The organism is Arthrobacter oryzae (genome assembly GCF_003634095.1).
GTDB classification, from domain to species: Bacteria; Actinomycetota; Actinomycetes; order Actinomycetales; family Micrococcaceae; genus Arthrobacter; species Arthrobacter oryzae.
Genome location: NZ_RBIR01000002.1, coordinates 120,523 through 140,277, shown reverse-complemented (window position 1 = coordinate 140,277; position 19,755 = coordinate 120,523). Strand labels below are relative to the sequence as shown.

The 19,755-nt window shown below is 67.4% G+C and carries 16 protein-coding genes; 12 read left to right on the top strand and 4 right to left on the bottom strand.

Going from position 1 to position 19,755, the window contains the following annotated elements:
* Positions 1 to 2: 2 nt before the first annotated feature.
* Positions 3 to 989 carry a J domain-containing protein gene (locus C8D78_RS04960; RefSeq protein ID WP_120951707.1) on the bottom strand — a complete coding sequence of 329 codons (987 nt, stop codon included), beginning with the start codon at positions 987 to 989 and terminating at the stop codon, positions 3 to 5.
* 268 nt (positions 990 to 1,257) lie between these two features.
* On the bottom strand, positions 1,258 to 1,689 hold the full coding sequence (locus C8D78_RS04955; RefSeq protein WP_120950808.1) for a hypothetical protein: 432 nt from the start codon (positions 1,687 to 1,689) through the stop codon (positions 1,258 to 1,260).
* A 90-nt stretch (positions 1,690 to 1,779) separates the two neighbouring features.
* Between C8D78_RS04955 and C8D78_RS04950 the strand changes: the two genes are divergently transcribed.
* Together C8D78_RS04950 and C8D78_RS04945 are read left to right on the top strand one after the other, a co-directional pair.
* The gene (locus C8D78_RS04950) at positions 1,780 to 2,553 is read left to right on the top strand and encodes a helix-turn-helix domain-containing protein (RefSeq protein ID WP_120950807.1); all 774 of its coding nucleotides are present in this window, start codon (positions 1,780 to 1,782) and stop codon (positions 2,551 to 2,553) included.
* 137 nt (positions 2,554 to 2,690) lie between these two features.
* Positions 2,691 to 3,932 (top strand): cysteine desulfurase family protein, encoded by a 1,242-nt coding sequence (locus C8D78_RS04945; RefSeq protein WP_120950806.1) that lies wholly within the window; start codon positions 2,691 to 2,693, stop codon positions 3,930 to 3,932.
* Here C8D78_RS04945 and C8D78_RS04940 read toward each other — a convergent pair.
* Positions 3,911 to 5,167: an NAD(P)/FAD-dependent oxidoreductase gene (locus tag C8D78_RS04940; RefSeq protein ID WP_120950805.1), complete on the bottom strand. Its 1,257-nt coding sequence runs from the start codon at positions 5,165 to 5,167 to the stop codon at positions 3,911 to 3,913. The two genes, C8D78_RS04945 and C8D78_RS04940, sit on opposite strands and share 22 nt — an antisense overlap.
* Positions 5,168 to 5,544: 377 nt before the next feature.
* Here C8D78_RS04940 and mnmA point away from each other — a divergent pair, with 377 nt between their 5' ends.
* The 7 genes from mnmA to C8D78_RS04905 all read left to right on the top strand — a co-directional run bounded on the left by mnmA (position 5,545) and on the right by C8D78_RS04905 (position 14,265).
* Positions 5,545 to 6,657 (top strand): tRNA 2-thiouridine(34) synthase MnmA, encoded by a 1,113-nt coding sequence (gene mnmA, locus C8D78_RS04935; protein WP_120950804.1) that lies wholly within the window; start codon positions 5,545 to 5,547, stop codon positions 6,655 to 6,657.
* A 365-nt stretch (positions 6,658 to 7,022) separates the two neighbouring features.
* Positions 7,023 to 8,651, top strand: a complete 1,629-nt coding sequence (locus C8D78_RS04930; RefSeq protein WP_120950803.1) for an ABC transporter substrate-binding protein — start codon at positions 7,023 to 7,025, stop codon at positions 8,649 to 8,651.
* A gap of 133 nt (positions 8,652 to 8,784) precedes the next feature.
* Positions 8,785 to 9,876, top strand: a complete 1,092-nt coding sequence (locus C8D78_RS04925; RefSeq protein ID WP_120950802.1) for an ABC transporter permease — start codon at positions 8,785 to 8,787, stop codon at positions 9,874 to 9,876.
* A gap of 2 nt (positions 9,877 to 9,878) precedes the next feature.
* Entirely contained in the window at positions 9,879 to 10,898 is a 1,020-nt protein-coding gene (locus C8D78_RS04920; RefSeq protein WP_120950801.1) for an ABC transporter permease, read from the top strand.
* Positions 10,895 to 12,598 (top strand): ABC transporter ATP-binding protein, encoded by a 1,704-nt coding sequence (locus tag C8D78_RS04915; RefSeq protein WP_120950800.1) that lies wholly within the window; start codon positions 10,895 to 10,897, stop codon positions 12,596 to 12,598. The genes C8D78_RS04920 and C8D78_RS04915 overlap by 4 nt, the downstream gene beginning before the upstream one ends.
* A 200-nt stretch (positions 12,599 to 12,798) precedes the next feature.
* Positions 12,799 to 13,218 (top strand): chorismate mutase, encoded by a 420-nt coding sequence (locus C8D78_RS04910; protein ID WP_120950799.1) that lies wholly within the window; start codon positions 12,799 to 12,801, stop codon positions 13,216 to 13,218.
* Between the two features lie 3 nt (positions 13,219 to 13,221).
* Positions 13,222 to 14,265: a uroporphyrinogen decarboxylase/cobalamine-independent methonine synthase family protein gene (locus tag C8D78_RS04905; RefSeq protein WP_244208263.1), complete on the top strand. Its 1,044-nt coding sequence runs from the start codon at positions 13,222 to 13,224 to the stop codon at positions 14,263 to 14,265.
* A 51-nt stretch (positions 14,266 to 14,316) separates the two neighbouring features.
* On the opposite strand, the gene C8D78_RS04900 is transcribed toward C8D78_RS04905, so the two are convergent.
* Entirely contained in the window at positions 14,317 to 15,024 is a 708-nt protein-coding gene (locus C8D78_RS04900; protein ID WP_120950797.1) for a DUF4166 domain-containing protein, read from the bottom strand.
* A 179-nt stretch (positions 15,025 to 15,203) separates the two neighbouring features.
* Here C8D78_RS04900 and mtrA point away from each other — a divergent pair, with 179 nt between their 5' ends.
* The 3 genes from mtrA to C8D78_RS04885 are packed head-to-tail and all read left to right on the top strand — an operon-like array spanning position 15,204 to position 19,727.
* Positions 15,204 to 15,878: an MtrAB system response regulator MtrA gene (gene mtrA, locus C8D78_RS04895; RefSeq protein WP_120950796.1), complete on the top strand. Its 675-nt coding sequence runs from the start codon at positions 15,204 to 15,206 to the stop codon at positions 15,876 to 15,878.
* Positions 15,850 to 18,012 (top strand): MtrAB system histidine kinase MtrB, encoded by a 2,163-nt coding sequence (gene mtrB, locus C8D78_RS04890; RefSeq protein ID WP_425266672.1) that lies wholly within the window; start codon positions 15,850 to 15,852, stop codon positions 18,010 to 18,012. The genes mtrA and mtrB overlap by 29 nt, the downstream gene beginning before the upstream one ends.
* Entirely contained in the window at positions 18,009 to 19,727 is a 1,719-nt protein-coding gene (locus C8D78_RS04885) for an LpqB family beta-propeller domain-containing protein (RefSeq protein WP_120950795.1), read from the top strand. Before mtrB ends, C8D78_RS04885 begins: the two co-directional genes overlap by 4 nt.
* The last annotated feature ends 28 nt before the right edge of the window (positions 19,728 to 19,755 follow it).

Here is a 19,755-nt window from a genome sequence, read left to right as displayed (position 1 = left end):
AGCTAGTGCATTCCGCGCAGCAGCCGGGCCAGCACGGGAACGTTGACGGTGTTGGGGGCCGGGCCCGAGCCAAGAAACTGCTTGAGGCCGCGGACCAGGCCGGCGGCGTTGACCACCTCGACAAGCCCGGAGCCCTCGCCGTAGGCGCTGCCGTGGCCGCCGGCAGTGCGGCGGTGCCGGTCAATGACCGGTTGGTGCAGATTGCCGTCCGTGCTGTGGACAACAACCCAGCCGGTGACGTTGAGTTCGGGAAAGATGTCCTGCATCCGACGCACGACGTGGCCCAGCTGGGGCGGGGCGACGGAGCGTCCGCCGTGGGTCAGGGTGCTGCCGTTCCAGGCGTACGCGCCCGGCGGAAGCAGCATGGAACCGATGATCGCCAGCCGGTAGCCGGCCAGGAGGGCGTGGTCGATGTGGCTGTTGTCAGCCGGGGACTGCAGCCCGTTGATGAGCCGGGCCGCCGGAATTGCGGTTAGAATCTGCCGGCTGATGAGCTGCACCGTGCGCATCTCGCGCTGAATCCGGGCCTCGGCCCCGAAGATCCCGCGCTTGCGCGGCACGCCGTGGATCTGCTGCCGCGCCACGTCCGCCGGAATCAGCGGCACCGCGCCGCCGCCGCCGAACTGTTCGAACGGGGGGACGTAAACCGGCGCGTCCGCGGCGGTGTTCCGCGGCGTGTTCGGGCGGCGGACATTGGCTGACGCCCGGCTGCCCGCGGCCGGGGCGTCGAAGTGGGCCCCTTCGTCCCCGGCGGGCGACGAATAGGCGCCGCCGGGTGTGGCGCCGTAGGAACGGTCGTAGTCCGCGCGGCGCTTCGTGTCGATGAGCGTCTCATAGGCGAGGGTGACGCGGCGGAAGGCCGCAGGATCCCCGCCGTGGTCCGGGTGGGCAAGCCGGGCGGCCTTCCGGTAGGCCACTTTGATCTCCTTCGCCGTCGCCGTCACGGGGATCCTGAGGACCTGGTAATGCGAGCTGCTGCCCTGCGTCAAACAGAAATCCTTTTCGTTGATGGTGCCGGCACAAGGACCGCCGGACCGTTCGCGTGCGCCCGGCGTGGCCAGTTTAACCGGCTGGAGGAACAACGAGCGCGCGTACCGGGATGGTTCCCGGCGGCTGGCCTGCCGCGGCGCATGAAGATTGCCGCCGCCGTCGACCCCCGCGTCCTGTGGCAGGCGCGGGGGTGCCAACCGTAATTTGGCGCAGCAGGGCGGCGTTTTGGCGCAGCGGACCGAATTCTGGCGAAGCGGACCCGGGGGCCTACGCGGCCGCTGCCGCCTTCGCGGTCCTGCCCGGTGCCAGCCGGTTCAGTGCCAGCGCTCCCACGAGCAGCCCGAAGTCCCGCAGGGCGACGTCGTAGAAACTGCCAAGGATCAGCAGGTTGATGATGATCCCCAGCAGCCAGGCGGCCACCAGCGCCGATCCGAAGCGCGGGCGCAAAGCGACCATCACGCCGGCGAGGATTTCCACCCCGCCCACGACGTACATGATGGTCTGGGCCGGCAGCGGGATGACCGAGGTCACCACCGGGGCCAGGTACATGGTCCAGTCGGTGAGCAGGTTGGTGAACTTGTCCAGGCCGAAAAGGATGGGCGCAACTGTAAAGACCGTCCGTAGCAACAGGAAGGCCTGGCGGTGGCGGTCGGCGTCAAGCTGCCGTGCAGGGTTGGAGAGGGCTGGGGAAACTTTCATGTCAAGCTCCTTCTAAAGTTGGATATTCAGATTTTAGAATCCCGACGGCAATTTAGCAATGATTCTTGTTTTTAGAGATATCCTTGCTTCATGACCAAACTTGCGTGGAACCGCCGGCTCGCTGCGCTCGCGTCGCTGGGGGACGAGAGCCGCAGGAGGCTGTTTGACTTCGTCGCTTCAGCCTCCGACGCGGTCAGCCGGGACGATGCCGCCGGGGCCCTGGGACTTGCGCGGAGTACCGCCTCCTTCCACCTGGACCGGCTCGTGAAGGATGGGCTGCTGGCCGTTGAATTCCGCAAGCTTGGCGGGCGCGAGGGCCCCGGGTCGGGACGCCCGGCGAAGCTGTACCGGTCCGCCGTGGACGAGGTGGCAGCATCGGTCCCGGACCGCCACTATGACCTCGCCGCCGAGCTGCTCGTTTCCGCCATCGAAGCCGCGACCCGCGACGGCGGATCGCCCCGCGATGCCCTGCTCCGGGCCGCCCGGGCCAGGGGCCTGGCCGCGGGCGCAGCGGCGGGAGGCGAGTTGGCGATCGAGGCAGCGGGGGACGAGCCGGCAGCCGCGGCGGCAGGGACCACCCGCGGCGCGGGCGGTGCCGATCCTTTCGCCAGCTTCCTGGCGGGTCAGGGCTACTGTCCCTCGGACGACGGCTCCGGGGGCCTGCTGCTGTTGAACTGCCCGTTCCATCGCCTCGCTGCCGGCCACGCGGACGTGGTCTGTGCGATGAACGGAGCGTTCCTTGGCGGCGCCTCCGCGGCTTTGGGGATCGACCCCGGACGGGTGGAAGCGCTCGCCATCGAAGATCTCAGGGAGCAAGGGAAGGCGCGGCCCGGGCAATGCTGTGCCCGGATCCTGCCTTCGTGACCAGTCGTGGAGCAGTCGTGACCGGTCGTGGAGCAAGGGGACCGGTCCCGAAAGGTGCCGCGGAGCCGGGGTATGCCGGGGCGCCAAGCGCCTGACAGCCCACCCGTTGCCACCCGGGCCGCGGGTAGAATTGGCGTGTGCCCGTATATCTGGATCATGCCGCCACCACGTCCCTTGCTCCCGAAGCTCTGGCGGCCTTAACGCGCGAACTCGCCCGGACCGGGAACCCCTCCTCTTTGCACGGCTCGGGCCGCCGGGCGCGCCGTGTCGTGGAGGATGCCCGCGAGGCCCTGGCCGCCGCGGCCGGGGCCCATCCCTCCGAAGTCATCTTCACCTCGGGCGGCACGGAAGCGGACAACCTTGCCGTCAAGGGGCTGTACTGGGCCCGGCGCGCGGAGGACCCCGCACGCACCCGGATCCTGTGCTCTAGCGTCGAGCACCACGCCGTCCTGGACACGGTTGAATGGCTCGAGCGGCACGAGGGGGCCGACGTCTGCTGGCTTCCCGTCGACGCCGACGGCGTGGTGGACATGGCCGTGCTGGAGGCGGAGCTGGCCCGTGATCCGGCGTCGATCGCCCTGGTGAGCGTCATGTGGGCCAACAACGAGGTCGGCACGATTGAGCCGATCGCCCGCATCGTGGAGCTGGCGCACCGTGCCGGCGTGCCTGTGCACTCCGACGCCGTTCAGGCGTTCGGTTCGGTCCCCGTGGACTTCCGCGGCACCGGCCTGGATGCCATGTCCGTCTCCGGGCACAAGATCGGCGGCCCCGTGGGGGTCGGTGCCCTGTTTCTGGGGCGTGCGGTCAAGCTGACGCCCGTGCAGCATGGCGGCGGCCAGGAGCGGGACGTGCGTTCCGGCACTCTGGACACCGCCTCGATCGCCGCCTTCGCCGCGGCCGCCGAAGCGGCTACCGCGAGGCTCGCCCCGGAAGCGGCGCGGATCGCCGCCCTGCGGGACCGGCTGATCGACGGCGTCCGGGAGGCTGTTCCCGAGGCGGTGCTGAGGGGCGCCCCCGGTCCCGGGCGGCTGCCCGGCAATGCGCATTTCACGTTCCCGGGCTGCGAGGGCGACTCGTTGCTGTTCCTGCTGGACCTGGCCGGCGTCGAATCCTCCACGGGTTCCGCCTGCACCGCGGGCGTTCCGAGGCCCTCCCACGTGCTGCTGGCCATGGGCCTGGACGAGGACGCGGCCAGGGGGGCGCAGCGGTTCACGCTCGGGCATTCCTCGACCGACGCCGACGTCGACGCCGTGCTTGCCGCGCTCCCGGGCGCCTACGCCCGGGCACGCCAGGCGGGCATGGCCGGCCATGAGTCCAGCATCCAGACCGCGGGCACGGTCGCCCGTGAAACTGCGCGTCAGGCTTCCGGCGGGAGCTGATCCAACAGCTGATCCAGCGGCGCCGACGGGTCAGTGAGGAGCTCCGGGCTGACGGCGGTGCGCGCGTTGATGAGCGCCTTGATCGCCTTTTGCGGCTTGGCGGCGCGGGGCCAATTGACGTTCATCCCGGCCACCACCCTGCCCTCGCTCTGCCAGAACGCCATGAATGACTTGTCCTCGAGCGAACCGCGGATGACCGGGGACCCGGAAGCGAGGGAGGGGAAGCCCGAATATTCCATGCTGACCTCGTATTGGTCGGTGTAGAAGTAAGGGATGGTGTCCAGCACGGCATCGACGCCGAGCATGGCCCGGGCGGCCACCTTGCCGCCGTTTAGGGCGTTGGACCAGTGCTCGCTGCGGTGGCGCTCGCCGGTGAAGGGGTGCAGGGCATTGGCGACGTCCCCGGCCGCGAAGATCCCGGCGGTCCCGGTGCGTAGCGCGGCGTCGGTGAGGATGCCGTTGCGGACGCCGATGCCGGCTGCCTCCGCCAGCCCCGTCTCGGGAACCACCCCCACCGCAATCACCACGAGGTCCGCCGGGAGGATTTCGCCGCTGTCCGTGCGCACGCCAGTGACCTGTCCGGAGGCGCCGGTGATTTCCGCCGCCGAGGCCGGCAGTCGGAAGCGCACGCCGTGGGCCTCGTGCAGGGAGCGGAAGAAGCCGCCCACCTCGGGGCCCACAGCCGCGGCCAGCGGCACGTCTTCGAGCCCCAGCAGGGTGACCGTGCTGCCGTAGCTGCTCGCGGCTGCGGCAAGCTCCATCCCGATCCAGCCCGAGCCGACCATCACCACGTTCCGGCCGCCGCCGGCGAGGGCGTCGCGGAGACGGCGGCTATCCTCTACCGTGCGGAACGTGCTGACCCCCGCCAGGCCGGCGCCCGGCAGCGGGATGCTGCGCGGGCGCGCCCCGGTCGCGAGCAGCAACGACGTGTACTCCAGCCGGCTGCCGTCGTCCAGGACCAACACACGGGCGGCCGTGTCCAGTTCTGCGGCCCGGGCCCCGAGCCGCAGGTCGACGTCGTTGGTGCTGTACCAGTCGTCCGGCACCACCGGCAGGGCGTCCTCGCCGGATTTGCCCAGCAGGTAGTCCTTTGACAGCGGCGGGCGGAGGTACGGCGGATGGGCCTCCGCGGCGAGCACCACGATGCGTCCGGAAAAGCCCTCCGCGCGCAGGGTCTTGGCGGCGGTGGCCCCCGCCAGGCCGCCGCCCACGATCACGATGTCTTCATTGGCCATGGTCCGCTCGATTCCGCTGTGCTGGTTCTGAGCTGTGCTGTGAGCTGTGCTGGTTCTAAGCTCTGCGGGGACTCCCGCCGTTCGGTTCCGCGGAGCCGGAACCGGGGCGCGGTCCCCTCGTCGATGCGCCGCACGGTGACGCCGGCCGGGTCTGTAGTAGCAGATCTAAAATAATTTCGCTTGATTTTAGATTCGCCGTCCGCTGCAGGTCAAGGGGTTTTGGGCGGGGAATCGGCGTGGCGATAGAATGGGGCCGCAGGCTTTGTGCTATCCGGCCCAAGGGGTACCGTCCGAATCGTTGTTTTCATTCGTGCCGCCGTCCCGTGCCACAGATCGGCCCAAGCCGGCCCTACCCCCGACAGCTAGAGAAAGCCAGTATGCGAGTTCTTGCAGCCATGAGCGGCGGCGTTGATTCCGCCGTTGCCGCCGCCCGCGCGGTCGAAGCGGGACACGACGTCGTCGGGGTCCACCTTGCGCTCTCCCGGATGCCGGGCACCCTGCGAACGGGCAGCCGCGGCTGCTGCACGATCGAGGACTCGCGCGACGCCTGGCGCGCCTGCGACATCCTCGGGATCCCGTACTACGTCTGGGATTTCTCCGAGCGGTTCAAGGAAGACGTCGTCCAGGACTTCATCGACGAATATGCCGCCGGGCGCACGCCCAACCCGTGCATGCGCTGCAACGAGCGGATCAAGTTCGCCGCCCTGCTGGAGAAGGCCATCGCGCTGGGCTTCGACGCCGTCTGCACCGGCCACTATGCCAAGGTGATCACCGACGCGGACGGCAATCCCGAGCTCCACCGCGCCGCGGACTGGGCCAAGGACCAGAGCTACGTGCTCGGTGTGTTGACCCACGAGCAGCTCAAGCATTCGATGTTCCCGCTCGCTGACACGCCGTCAAAGGCCGAGGTCCGTGCGGAAGCGGAGCGCCGCGGCCTGTCAGTGGCGAACAAGCCCGACAGCCACGACATCTGCTTCATCCCCGACGGCGATACCGCCGGCTGGCTGGCCGAAAAGATCGAAATGACCACGGGCGACATCGTGGACGAGTCCGGGGCCAAGGTTGGCGAACACCCCGGCGCCAACGCCTTCACTGTCGGCCAGCGCCGGGGCCTAAAGCTTGGCACCCCGGCGGCAGACGGCAAGCCGCGCTTCGTGCTGGAGATCCGGCCGAAGGAAAATAAGGTGGTGGTGGGCCCGGAGGCGCTGCTCGCCATCGACGAAATCCGCGGCATCAAAGTCTCCTGGGCGGGCCTGCCCATTGCCGAAGTGGCCACGGGCGAGGACTTCGACTGCTACGCCCAGGTCCGCGCCCACGGCGACCCGGTTCCGGCACGCGCCCACATGGCCGGGGACGGGCTCGTGGTCACCCTCGAGGAGCCGCTGCGCGGCGTGGCCCCGGGCCAGACTGTGGTCCTCTACCAGGGGAGCCGCGTGCTGGGCCAGGCCACCATTGACGCCGCTCGCTCGCTGCAGCGGGCCGCCCTGTAGGCCAGCCACACCCGAGTCCAGCGAAGGGTCCCACCGAACAGTTCAGGGCGGTGGGGCCCTTCGTCGTCTGCACGCTGCGGCGATTCATCGTGCCTTTGTCGTCTGTAGTCCGCGTGCGTTCCGCCGCCGTTCCTCGCCCGTCGCCTCCCGTTCCGCTCCGCGCGCCTGTCGAAGAACCGGACGGAATTCTGAAGAAAATGAGAGAAACCTTCGAATCGTGTAAATTTTGTGTCTCAACTCACAAAATGCAACGTTTCACCGAATGATTGTCTGGTTGAATCAAGGGATCAGCAAAGCGTGCCGCCCGACGAGTCACTCGTTTGACTTCGGGCTGCGCTAGAACGCATCGAACAGAAAGTTCACAGATGGCAATGAACAAAAAGGCCTGGCAGGGCGTCATCGCGCTTGCCGGGGTTTCCGCCTTTGCACTGACGGCCTGCACGGGACCGTCCGGCGGCACTGGCGGGTCATCAGCCGCCGCGAGCGGTCCAATCGCCTACGGCACCACGGACAAGGTCACGGCGTTGGATCCGGCGGGCTCGTACGACAACGGCTCCTTCATGGTGATGAACCAGATCTACTCCTTCCTGCTCAACTCGAAGCCTGGCAGTGCCGATCCCGTTCCGGACCTGGCCGAGTCCGCGTCCTTCACGACGCCGACCGAATACACGGTCAAGCTCAAGCCCGGACTGAAGTGGGCCAACGGACACACGCTCGACTCCAAGGACGTCAAGTTCTCCTTCGACCGGCAGATCAAGATCAATGATCCCGCCGGCCCCGCGAGCCTGCTGGCCAACGTCGCCAGCGTCAACGCCCCCGATGCCAACACCGTTGTCTTCAAGCTGAAGCTGGCAAACGACCAGACCTTCGCGCAGATCCTCAGCAGCCCCGCCGCGCCGATCGTGGACGATGAAGTCTTCCCGGCCGACAAGCTGCTGGACGATGACTCGATCGTCAAGGCCAAGGCGTTCTACGGCCAGTACACGATCGACACGTACAAGAAGAACGAGCTGATCAGCTTCAAGGCGTTCCCGGACTACAAGGGCGTCCTCGGCAAGCCGGCCAACGACGCCGCCACGATCAAGTACTACGCGGACCCCACCAACATGAAGCTGGACATCCAGCAGGGCAACATCGACGTCGCAAACCGCTCCCTGAGCGCCACGGACATCGATGACCTGAAGAAGGACTCCAAGGTCAAGGTCAACGTTGGCCCCGGCGGCGAAATCCGCTACATCACGTTCAACTTCAACACCATGCCGTACGGCGCCAAGACCGCGGAGGCCAGTCCCGCCAAGGCTCTCGCCGTCCGTCAGGCCATCGCCAACCTCGTTGACCGCCAGGCCATCGCGGACCAGGTCTACAAGGGCACCTACCTGCCCCTGTACTCCAACGTCCCCAGCGGCTTCCTCGGCGCCAACGAATCATTCAAGGACGCCTACGGCGACGCCGGCAAGCCCAGCCTGGACAAGGCAAAGAAGGTCCTGACCGACGCCGGCGTGACAACGCCGGTGTCTCTGAACCTGCAGTACAACCCGGACCACTACGGCAAGTCCTCTGGCGACGAGTACGCCATGATCAAGGACCAGCTGGAAAAGTCCGGCTTGTTCAAGGTCAACCTGCAGTCCACGGAGTGGGTCACCTACAGCAAGGCCAGCCGGGCCGACGAATACCCGCTGTTCCAGTTTGGCTGGTTCCCGGACTTCAGCGACGCCGACAACTACCTGACCCCGTTCTTCCCGGATGGCGGCTTCCTGAAGAACCACTACAACAACCCCACTGTCACGGATCTGATCAACAAGCAGCTCACCACCGTCGACAAGACTCAGCGCGAGTCCACGATCAAGGATGCCCAGAATGCCCTCGCCAAGGACATCTCCACGCTTCCGTTGCTCCAGGGCGCGCAGGTTGCCATTTCCGGCACCGGCGTCAAGGGTGTCGATACCACCCTCGACGCCTCCTTCAAGTTCCGTCTGGGAACTGTTTCCAAGTAAGGCTGCATCCATGCGGTTCTGACCAGCCTGCGAGGCGGGGCGCCCTCGAGGCGCCCCGCCTTTGCTGGTCAGAGCCGCACCTTGCAATTCACGGGGCCGGCCCATGGCCGCGAAAGCACAAGTTTAGGTACCAATGACAACATTGATAGAGGCGCCGCCAAGCGACGCCGACGGACTCCTTCCGTCAAAGAAAAAATCCTCGGGTGGGGGCCTGGGGAGCTATATCCTGGTCCGGTTCTTCCTGATCATTCCGACCATCTTCATCCTGGTGACCTTGGTCTTCTTCCTGATGCGGGTCATCGGCGACCCCATCACTGCCGCCCAGGGCGGCAGGCTTCCCCCGGAGGCGCTGGCACAGCGCATCCACGAGGCCGGCTACGACCGTCCGATCCTCGTGCAGTACTTTGAATATGTTGGCCAGCTGGCCACCGGCAACTTCGGCACCACCATCACCGACCGCCGCCCCGTTGTCGAAATGGTCATGACCTTTGGCGTGGCGACACTGGAACTGGCCATCAACGCCCTGATCGTGGCGCTGCTAGTTGGCATCCCGCTCGGGCTCATCGCCGCCTACAAGCGCGACAAGGCACCGGACGCCTTCCTGCGGTTCTTTGCCATTCTCTGCTACGCCACCCCCGTGTTCTTCGCCGGCCTGCTGATGAAGCTGACCTTCTCGGTCTGGCTCGGCTGGCTGCCCGTCGCGGGACGCGCCTCCACCCGGACCGAACTGGCCATGGGAAGCCTGGCCGCACCGACCGGGATCTACTGGCTCGATGCGCTGCGCAGCGGCAACATGGCCGCCTACGGCGACGTCGCGGCCCATTCAGTCCTCCCGGCAGTCACCCTCGGGCTGCTGACGGCCGGGGTCTTCCTCCGGCTGGTCCGCACCAACGTCATCGGCACGCTCGGCAAGGACTACGTCGAGGCCGGCAGGTCCCGCGGCGTCAGCAATTTCCGGCTCGTCACCAAGCACGCTTACAAGCCTGCCCTCATCCCGATCATCACGGTCATGGGGCTCCAGATTGCCCTCCTGCTCGGCGGCGCCGTCCTCACCGAATCCACGTTCGAGTGGAAAGGCCTCGGCTACCAGCTGGTGCAATATCTGAACGCCCGCGACTTCGTCGCCGTCCAGGGCATCGTCGTGTTCCTTGCGGTCATCGTTGCCGTCACGAACTTCATCGTCGACGTCGTCGCAGCCCTGATCGACCCGCGAGTGAGGTACTAGCCATGAATGCAACCACAGTAAGCGGGCGCAAGCAGCCCCTCATCTACCGGCTGCCGGTAATCTCTCATTTCCGGACGAGCGTCGGGCTGCAGCGCGGCATGCTCGTCACCGGCCTGGTGCTGTCCGCCCTGTTCCTGCTGACGGCCGTCTTTGCGCCGCTGATCGCACCCTACGGCTATGCCCAGCTGAGCGACGCGGCGGGTACCTTCCCGGCGCAGCAACCCCCCAGCCCGGCCCACATCTGGGGCACCACGGTCAGCGGCTACGACGTCTTTTCCCGCGTGATCTGGGGTGCCCAGACGGCTGCGGTGGTCATCATCGTCGCCGTGGCCATGTCGATCTTCCTCGGCGTCGCCCTCGGCCTCATCAGCGGCTACTTCGGCGGCTGGCTGGACCGGATGCTGGTGGTGATCGCCGATGCGATCTACGCCTTCCCGTCGCTCCTGCTGGCCATCGTGATGTCCATCGTCATCAGCCACGGCCAGTCCAGTTTCTGGGGCGGCATCGTTGCCTGCTCCATCTCCATCTCGGTGGTGTTCGTCCCGCAGTACTTCCGCGTGATCCGTGCCGAGACCATCCGGCTGAAGGCTGAGCCGTACGTCGAATCAGCCAAGGTAGTGGGTGCCTCCAGCATCCGCATCATGGGCCGCCACATCTTCAAGAACGCCACCCGCACCCTGCCACTGATTTTCACCCTGAACGCTTCCGAGGCGATCCTGACACTGGCCGGGCTTGGCTTCCTGGGATTCGGCATCGAACCGTCCTCCGCCGCCGAATGGGGCTACGACCTGAACAAAGCCATTGCCGACGCCTCTTCGGGCATCTGGTGGACGGGTATCTACCCCGGTACGGCGATCGTCCTGACCGTCTTGGGGCTGACCCTGGTCGGTGAGAGCATGAACGATCTCAACGATCCGCGTCTCAGGGGCCGCAAGAAGGCCGGGAGCAAGAAGGCTCCCGCCGGCCCCGTCCCCACCGCCGGCGCGCAGGCCGCAACTGAAGCAGAATCGAGCAGTTCATGACCACCAACATCGACCGGCCGGGCCGCGGCTCCGGCCCCGTCCTGGACATCGAGAACCTCAAGGTCACGTTCGCGACCGACGGCGGCGACGTCTTCGCCGTCAAGGACGTCAGCCTCGAAGTCAACCCCGGTGAGGTTGTCGCCATCGTTGGCGAATCCGGATCCGGCAAGACCGTGACGGCCAAGACCATCCTGGGCCTGCTGCCGGAGACGGCAACCAGCCAGGGCGCCGTCCTGATCAACGGCAACAATGTCATCACCGTCAGCGCGGCGAAGCTGCGGCAGATCCGCGGCCGCGACGTCGCCATGGTGTTCCAGGAGCCGTCCACGGCCCTCAACCCGGTCTACACCGTCGGCTGGCAGATTGCCGAAGGCATCCGGGCGCATGCTGACACCGGCAGCGGCAACAAGATCTCCGCCAAGGAGGCCAAGACCCGCGCCATCGAGGCCCTCCGCAAGGTGGGCATCCCGGACCCGGAAACACGGGTCAACTACTACCCGCACCAGTTCTCGGGCGGCCAGAAGCAGCGCGTCGTCATTGCCGCCGCGCTGGCCCTGAACCCCGGCCTCATCGTGGCCGACGAGCCCACCACGGCCCTGGACGTCACCGTCCAGGCGGAGATCCTGGAGCTGCTGCGGGACCTCCGCGACAAGTACGGGACGTCCATCGTGCTGATCACGCACAACATGGGTGTTGTCGCCGACCTCGCCGACCGCGTGGTGGTCATGTACCAGGGCGACGTCGTGGAGGAGGCGCCCGCACGGGTGCTCTTCGCCGAGCCCAAGCAGGACTACACGAAGAAGCTCCTGGCCGCCGTCCCGCACCTGGGCCGCAACTCCGCGTCCGAAGGCATGACCGAACGCGCCCACCAGGGCGGCAAGGTATTGGTCGAGGCCAAGAACCTGACCATCGAGTACCCGGGACGGCTGGGCAGCCCGGCCTTCAAGGCCGTCGACGGCGTCAGCTTCACCGTGTCCGAAGGCGAAGTTTTCGGCCTGGTGGGGGAGTCGGGCTCCGGCAAGACCACCATCGGCCGGGCGATCGCCGGGCTCAACCGGACCACGGGCGGAAGCCTCAAGGTGCTGGGTTACGAAATGCTCAATTACAAGGAGCGCACCTTCAAGCCTCTCCGCAAGGAGATCGGCTTCGTGTTCCAGGACCCGGCGGCCTCGTTCAATCCGCAGCTGACTATTGGCGACTGCGTGGCGGAACCGCTGATCATCCACTCCAAGCCGACCCCGGCCGAGGCGCGCAAGCGGGTGGGCGAGCTGCTGGAGTCAGTGCAGCTGCCGGCGTCGTACGCTGACCGGTTCCCGCATGAACTCTCCGGCGGGCAACGCCAGCGTGCCTCCCTGGCGCGGGCGCTCATCCTGAACCCGAAGCTGCTCATCGCCGATGAGCCGACCTCGGCCCTGGACGTGTCCGTGCAGGCTGTGGTGCTGGAACTGTTCAAGGAGATCCAGCAGGAATTCGGCTTCGCGGCGCTGTTCATCAGCCACGACCTCGCCGTGGTGGACATGCTCTCCCACTGGGTCGGCGTGCTCTACAAGGGCAAGATGGTGGAGCAGGGGCTCGGTAATCAGGTGATGGGCAACCCGCAACACAACTACACAAAGAAGCTCATCGCATCCTTGCCCGTTCCGGATCCCGACGAACAGGCCAGGCGCCGCGAGGCGTTCAAGGCTGTGCTCCACAGCTAACCGCCAAGGACCGCAGGCGGCGCCTGCCACGCGCGCAGCCACTGGACATGCCCGCTGTTCGCTTCTTCGGACGGTGGGCATGTCCGTTGCTATGCACAACTTTGGGTGACCGGCACGCGCCCCCGACGGCCCTTAGCAGAGGCTTAGCAACGGCGCTTAACAGCAGAAAGCATTGGCCGCCGTGCCCCTAGACTGGGTCAATGACCGAGCAGAACCTCAATATTCCTGATACCGATTCCTACGACCCGGCGGCGAGCTCCCTGGCCGGTTCCGTGGATCCGGCGGTAATGGCGGAACTGTTGTCGATCCGCTCGAGCATCGACAACATCGATGCCACCCTGGTCTTCCTCCTGGCCGAGCGTTTCAAAGCCACCCAGAAGGTTGGCTTCCTCAAGGCAGCCCACAAGCTGCCCGCGGGAGATCCCGGCCGCGAAACGGCGCAGATCGCCCGGCTCCGTCACCTGGCCGCCGAGGCCCACTTGGACCCGGCCTTCGCGGAGAAATTCCTGAACTTCATCATCGGCGAGGTCATCCGGCATCATGAGGCCATCGCCGAGGACCATCAAGCCGCCGCCCAGGCCTCCGGCGCCGCAGACGCCGCCCGCGACGCGGACGCCTAGCCCGTGACCGGCACAGCATTGCCCACCCCAGGCCAGGTCACCGCGACCGGCCTCGGCCCGTGGCCCGGCGAGGACCCGGCTGAGGCCGCCAAGATCATCCGCGGTGAACTCGGCAGCCCGCACCTGCCGTTCCTGGCCGAGCTTCCTGACCGAGGTGTAGGCTCCGACGCCCTGGGCCGAACAGCGTCCTTGCTCGTGGAACTCGCCGTCGACGTCCAGCCGCACGGCTGGCGGCTCGTGGACCGCCCCGGGAAGGACCTGCAGCGGGCAAAATCGGCGTTGTCCACCGACATCAACATCCTGGCGGACGTGATCGGTGCCGAGGAGGCGCCCGCGGATGACATCAAGATCCAGCTACGCGGGCCGCTCAGCCTGGCCGCCGGCCTGCACCTCCACAACGGCGAGCGTGCCCTGATCGACTACGGCGCCCGCCGGGACATCGCCGCGTCGCTGGCAGCCGGCGTGGACGGCTATCTCAAACGGGTGGCCGCGGCCGCTCCCGGTGCCCGGATTGTGGTCCAGATCGATGAGCCGGAAATTGCCTCCGTGCTGGCCGGCACGATTCCCACCTCGAGCGGTTACCGGACCCTGCGCTCTGTGCATGGCCAGGAAGCCACCGAGTCCTGGCGGCTGGTCATCGACGCGCTCCGCGCCGCGGGCGCCGTCGAAATCGTGCTGGCCGTCGCCGAGGTCGAGGCGCCGTTCGAACGGATCCTCGCGGCCGGCGCGGACGGAATCGCAGTGCCGCTGAAGGCACTGACCTCGCGCCAGTGGGAACAGCTCGCCGGTGCGGTGGAGGACGGCAAACGCCTCTGGGCCGGCGCGCTGGACGTGGGCGTCCCCTCCGCGGCCCTGCCCAGGGTTGGCGACGTTGTGGAAAGCGTGTGGCGGCCGTGGCGGCAGCTGGGCCTTCCCGCGTCGACGTTGGGCGCGCTCCGGGTCACTCCGTCCGAAGGGCTGGCGCGGCACTCGCCCGCGGCGGCGACGGCGGTCCTGACCCGCCTGACCCAGGTGGCTGACGGGCTCAACCAGCTCGCCCTCGGGTAGCGCGGGGGCCGGCGCCAGCTGACGGCTGCGCCGGGTGCGCCAGGTGCTAGTTCAGACCCTGCTTTCCCAGCCGTCCGGGCGCGCGTACCCCGGCAGGAAGCCCGGTGCCGTCATCCCGCCGGGGTAGGGCTCAAGCCGGTAGTCGAAATAGCCGGCATATACCAGCACCAGGCCGAGCTGGGGCTGGATCACCTTGACCTGGATCCGGTGCCGTCCGCCGTCTTGAGGCTCCCACCACTGCTCGGCATAGGCTTTGGCATCGAGGGCCGCCGGCAGCGGAATCCGGAGCGGGCCCAGAAACAGCCGGGACGCCTCGGACACTCCGCGGAGCCGGCCCTCCGGGGTGACGCTGAGGTTGAGGTCGGTGACGAGCCGCCGGAACCTGCCGACATAATCCACGAGCCCCGGACGGTGCCCGGAGTCATCGAAACTCGTCGTGTCCTGGAACAGCCGGGTGGTGCCCGGGAAGAAGATCTCCCGCCGGGCCGTCAGGCTTGACCTGCCAAACGGGTCCACATGGGCATGGTTCTCGATCCGGAAGTCAATGCCCTCGCCGTACTCTGGAAAGAAGGCCTGCTCGCCGGCGGTGAGGCGCAGCAGCGGACGCAGCCAGTCCTGGCGGCAGCCGACCACCTCGAACACTCCCTCGCCGACGCCGTAGTGGCCGGATCCCGGGGCCAGGGCGAAGTATTCTTGGAGCTGCGGTTGGAGTCGGGAAAAGTCGCTGCCGAGGGCGCGCTCATAGATGGGGGTGTTCACGGGGTCCTCCTGCGGTCCGGGCCGGTTCACTGGGCCTGTGCACAGCATGCAGGACAATGCGGCAATTGTCACAGCTTCCTGTGCGCCCGGGGGTTTCCGAAGGCCTGGGCCGGCCCGCTTGCGCCATGCCGGTGGGCCGCCGATACGACAAAGCCAATTCAATGGGGGAATATATAACTATGAAGGCACGCATTCTGGTAGTGGACGATGACGAGGCGCTCGCCGAGATGATCGGTATTGTGCTGCGCAATGACGGCTTTGAAGCCGTCTTTTGCGCCGACGGCGGACAGGCGCTGGACGTGTTCCGCTCCTCGAAGCCGGACCTCGTCCTGCTCGACCTCATGCTCCCGGGTATGGACGGCATCGAAGTCTGCCGCCTGGTCCGTGCCGAGTCGGACGTCCCGATCGTGATGCTGACGGCCAAAGCGGACACCTCGGACGTGGTCCGCGGGCTCGAATCCGGTGCCGATGACTATGTGCCCAAGCCGTTCAAACCCGCCGAGCTCGTGGCCAGGGTCCGGGCACGGCTGCGCCCGGGCGACCAGAAGCCCCCGGAAACCCTGCGGATCGCCGACGTCACGATCGACGTCGCCGGACACCTGGTCAGCCGCGGCAACGACCGGATCTCGCTGACGCCGCTGGAATTCGACCTGCTCGTCGCGCTGGCCCGGAAACCATGGCAGGTGTTCACGCGTGAACTGCTCCTCGAACAGGTATGGGGCTACCGGCACGCGGCCGACACCCGGCTGGTCAACGTCCATGTCCAGCGGCTGAGGTCCAAGATCGAACGTGACCCGGAAGCCCCCGAAGTTGTATTGACGGTTCGTGGTGTCGGCTATAAAGCAGGTTCCTGAGCCGGCGGACCGCAGCGTCCCCCAGAGCAAAGGCCCGGCCGCGGTGCTCGACGCTGCTCCCGAGGCAGCGCCGGGCACCTTTCCCGGCGCGACGCCGGATGCGGCGCCGGGCACTCAGCCGCCCGCGCAGCCCGCGTCCGCACAACCGGCGCCCCATTCCCAGCCGGGCGGCGGCGGGCCCGCGGCTTGGCGCAGACTCGCGTTCCGGACCCGGCTGTGGGCCAAGCGCGCCAGGATCGTCGCTGTCCGGGTTGCGCGGCTGGTCCACACGGGGGCGAGCCGCCTCCTGCCCGGGATCCGCTACCTGCTCCGTGCCGTGCAGCGGAAATGGCGGCGTTCTCTGCAATTCAGGACCGTACTCACCACGCTCCTGCTGGCTATCGGCTCGTTCGCGGTCGTGGGGGCTTACCTGTCCAACCAGATCGCCAATAACCTGTTCCAGGAGCGGCTCGCGCAAGCCGAATCGGAGACGCGCTACAACGTCAAGCAGGTCCAGGACACGTTCGACGGCGCCCAGGTCACGGACCAGTCCAGCGTCATCACCTTGGTCTATGACACCCTGAACGCCGTGGAGGGCCGCGGGTCGGTCATCCAGCGGCGCTATGTCTTCGAAGCGATGCCGGAGCAGACCAAGCCGCGCAACCGCTGGGTTGAGTCCCGGGCCTCCGACCAGCTCACCATCGGCGTCATCCCGCCGGACCTGCGCAAAGCGGTACAGGACTCGGGCAAGGACCAGTACTGGGCCTCCACACAGTTTCCGGTGGGGACCGAGGACCGGCCCGGCATCGCGGTCGGCAACAAAGTGACCTTCAACGGCACCGTCTACGAGCTTTACCTCATCTACGACCTCAACACGGCGCAGAAGACGCTGGATGAGATCCAGAACGTCCTCCTGGCCGGCGGTGCCCTTCTGGTGCTGATGATCGGCGGCGTCGCCTGGTACGTCACCCGCAACGTGGTCAGCCCGGTCAGCCATGCCGCCGTCGTCTCCGAAAAGCTCGCCGCCGGCCAGCTGCAGGAGCGCATGGTGGTCAAGGGCGAGGACGAGGTCGCCCGCCTCGGCGCCTCGTTCAACCACATGGCCGCAAGCCTGCAGGAGCAAATCACCAAACTGGCCACGCTCTCCCAGATGCAGCAGCGGTTCGTCTCCGACGTGTCCCACGAGCTCCGCACGCCCCTGACCACGGTGCGCATGGCCGCGGAGGTCCTTTACGACAGCCGCGACGATTTCGACCCCGTCAACAAGCGTTCCGCCGAGCTGCTCTACAACCAGGTGGAACGGTTCCAGTCGCTCCTGGCGGATCTGCTGGAAATCTCCCGCTTTGACGCCGGCGCGGCCACGCTCGACGCCGAACCCACGGACATCGTGCAGCTCGTCTCGCACGTCATCGAGGGAGTGGCGCCGGTTGCCGCGGAGTACGGATCCGCCGTCACCCTCAACGCCCCTGCCGGCAGCATCATCGTTGATATGGACGACCGCAGGATCGACCGTATCCTGCGCAACCTTGTCCTGAATGCGCTCGAACACGGGGAGGGCCGGCCGGTGAACATCTCCGTGGCCGCCAATGCCGGCGCGGTGGCCGTGGCCGTGCGGGACCACGGCATCGGCATGACTCCGGCCGAGGCCGCGCGGGTCTTCGACCGTTTCTGGCGCGCCGATCCCGCCCGCGCCCGCACCACCGGCGGCAGCGGGCTTGGACTGTCGATCGCCGCCGAGGACACCAAGCTGCACAACGGCTGGCTGCAGGCCTGGGGGAGCAAGGGCAACGGCTCAAACTTCCGGCTTACCCTTCCGCTGCGCCGGGACGAGCCCATCACCCGGTCACCGCTGCAGCTCGAACCGGTCAACGTCGGGCTCCCGGAGGCCGGCAACCAACGGACAGTCCTGCTGCTGGACCCGCCGCCCGCTGAGACGCTGCCCGCCGGGACGCTGCCCGCTGAGACGTTGCCCGCCGACCCGTTGCCCGCCGAGACGCCTCCCGCGGAAACGCCGGGAACGCGCGGCACAGCAATTGGCGGCACCAGGGCTGACGGCTTCCCCGCCGACGGCGGCGGCGCAACAGTCGGCGGAGCGGTCCGGCATGGAGGTCCTGCGGGCCGCCCTGATACCGGCACCACGGAGGGTAGGGCATGAGCGGTAGTTCCAACAAATTGACCCGGGCCGGGGCCGCGCTCCTTGCCGTCGTCCTGCTCCTGTTGACCTCGTGCGCCCAGATTCCGCGCTCGGGGCCGGTGGGCAAAAGCACCGACGAGAGCGCGGGCAACCCCAACGCCCCGGTCTTCTTCCCGGCCGCGCCGCGTCCCGGTGCCGGTCCGGAGTCAGTGATTGAAGACTTCTACCTGGCCGGCAGCGGGTATGAGGACGACTACGCCGTCGCCCGGCAGTACCTTACCCAGGCGTCGTCGGTGACGTGGAAGCCGGACCAGCGGACGCTCGTGTTCCGCAAGGCCACGGTGGTGGCTACCGGCGTCGAAAACGTCTTCAACTACCAGCTCGACCTCGCCTATTCGGTGGACGCCGACGGCGTAGCCACGCAGCTTCCCGAGGGCACCACCGAGAACATACCTGTCACGCTGACCCAGGTGGACGGCCAGTGGCGAATCTCCAATCTCCCGGACGGCACGGCCATCCCGGAAGAGACCTTCAAGGTTATCTACGGCGCCTACCCGATCTACTTTTACGACCCCACCTTCACCTACGCGGTTCCGGATGTCCGCTGGTTCATCCGGAAGAAGACCGTCAAGGCCATGACGAGTGCCCTGCTGGCCGGACCGGCCCCTTACCTCAAGGGCGCCGTCGTCAGCGCCTTCCCCTCGGGCATCAAGCTGGCGCGGGAGTCCGTGCCCGTGGTTTCAGGCGCGGCCCAAGTGGACCTGACGGCCAAGGACCTGGTGGAGGCTTCCAACGAGGACCGGCTGCGGATGCAGACACAGCTGGCCCTGACCTTCCGCAGTCAGCCCGATGTCATCAACGTTGAACTCCGGGCCAACCAGGACCTGGTGCGCGTCGAGGACAACGGCACGGTGCTGCCCCCGGTCCGCAACGAGAACGTCCCCGCCTACCAAATTGCCGTCAGCAACAATGACCTGGTCCGGTACGAGAACAACCGGCTATCGCCGTTGCCGGACATCCGGTCCGTGGCCGCGCTGTCGCCTCGGGCGCCGGCGGAGTCGACCGAGTCGCAGACCGTCGCGTTCCTCAACGCCGCACGCACCACGTTGTACTCGATTGTTCCGGGCCAGGCCGCCAGGGCCCTGACCACCAGGGCAACCCTTTCCAGGCCCTCGTTCGGCCGCTATGACTGGGTCTGGACCGCCGGACCGGGTGCTGGCGGGGCCACCGAGGTGGTGGCCTACCGGCCGGTGAACATGCCGACGAACGCGAGCGTGCCCACGGTGACCCTTGCGCCGGGATGGCTTGCCGGCCGGACCGTCAAGGACTTCCGGATTTCCCGGGACGGCACGCGCGCCCTTGTCATTTCCGAGCAAAACGGCAAAAGCAAAGTCCAGATCACCGGGATCATCCGGAACACGGACGGCACCCCGAGGGACCTCGCAGCGCCGCTGACGCTCCTGACCACCCAGAATCCGGACCAGGGGGTCTGGGTGGATGACACCACCGTCGCCGTCATGAAATCCTCCGCCAGCGACTCCGTCACCCCCGAGCTGTTGTCACTGACCTCGGCGCAGCCGCAGCAGCTGGCGCCGTGGCCCGGGCTGACCGGACTCAGCGCAGGCAACGGGACGGCGGAGATTTACGGCCAGTCCGCGGAAGGGATCTTCCAACGTCTCGGCAATGGCTGGTCACCCCGGCTCAAGGGCCCCATCGATCCGTCCTTCCCCGGCTGACAGGCCATGCCGGCAGGGCAGCTGACCG

Coding starts and splice junctions, on each gene's coding strand:
- C8D78_RS04955 (WP_120950808.1), bottom strand. CDS start 1,689: ATGAAAGTTTCCCCAGCCCTCTCCAACCCTGCACGGCAGCTTGACGCC.
- C8D78_RS04950 (WP_120950807.1), top strand. CDS start 1,780: ATGACCAAACTTGCGTGGAACCGCCGGCTCGCTGCGCTCGCGTCGCTG.
- C8D78_RS04940 (WP_120950805.1), bottom strand. CDS start 5,167: ATGGCCAATGAAGACATCGTGATCGTGGGCGGCGGCCTGGCGGGGGCC.
- mnmA (WP_120950804.1), top strand. CDS start 5,545: ATGCGAGTTCTTGCAGCCATGAGCGGCGGCGTTGATTCCGCCGTTGCC.
- C8D78_RS04930 (WP_120950803.1), top strand. CDS start 7,023: ATGGCAATGAACAAAAAGGCCTGGCAGGGCGTCATCGCGCTTGCCGGG.
- C8D78_RS04925 (WP_120950802.1), top strand. CDS start 8,785: ATGACAACATTGATAGAGGCGCCGCCAAGCGACGCCGACGGACTCCTT.
- C8D78_RS04920 (WP_120950801.1), top strand. CDS start 9,879: ATGAATGCAACCACAGTAAGCGGGCGCAAGCAGCCCCTCATCTACCGG.
- C8D78_RS04915 (WP_120950800.1), top strand. CDS start 10,895: ATGACCACCAACATCGACCGGCCGGGCCGCGGCTCCGGCCCCGTCCTG.
- C8D78_RS04910 (WP_120950799.1), top strand. CDS start 12,799: ATGACCGAGCAGAACCTCAATATTCCTGATACCGATTCCTACGACCCG.
- mtrA (WP_120950796.1), top strand. CDS start 15,204: ATGAAGGCACGCATTCTGGTAGTGGACGATGACGAGGCGCTCGCCGAG.
- C8D78_RS04885 (WP_120950795.1), top strand. CDS start 18,009: ATGAGCGGTAGTTCCAACAAATTGACCCGGGCCGGGGCCGCGCTCCTT.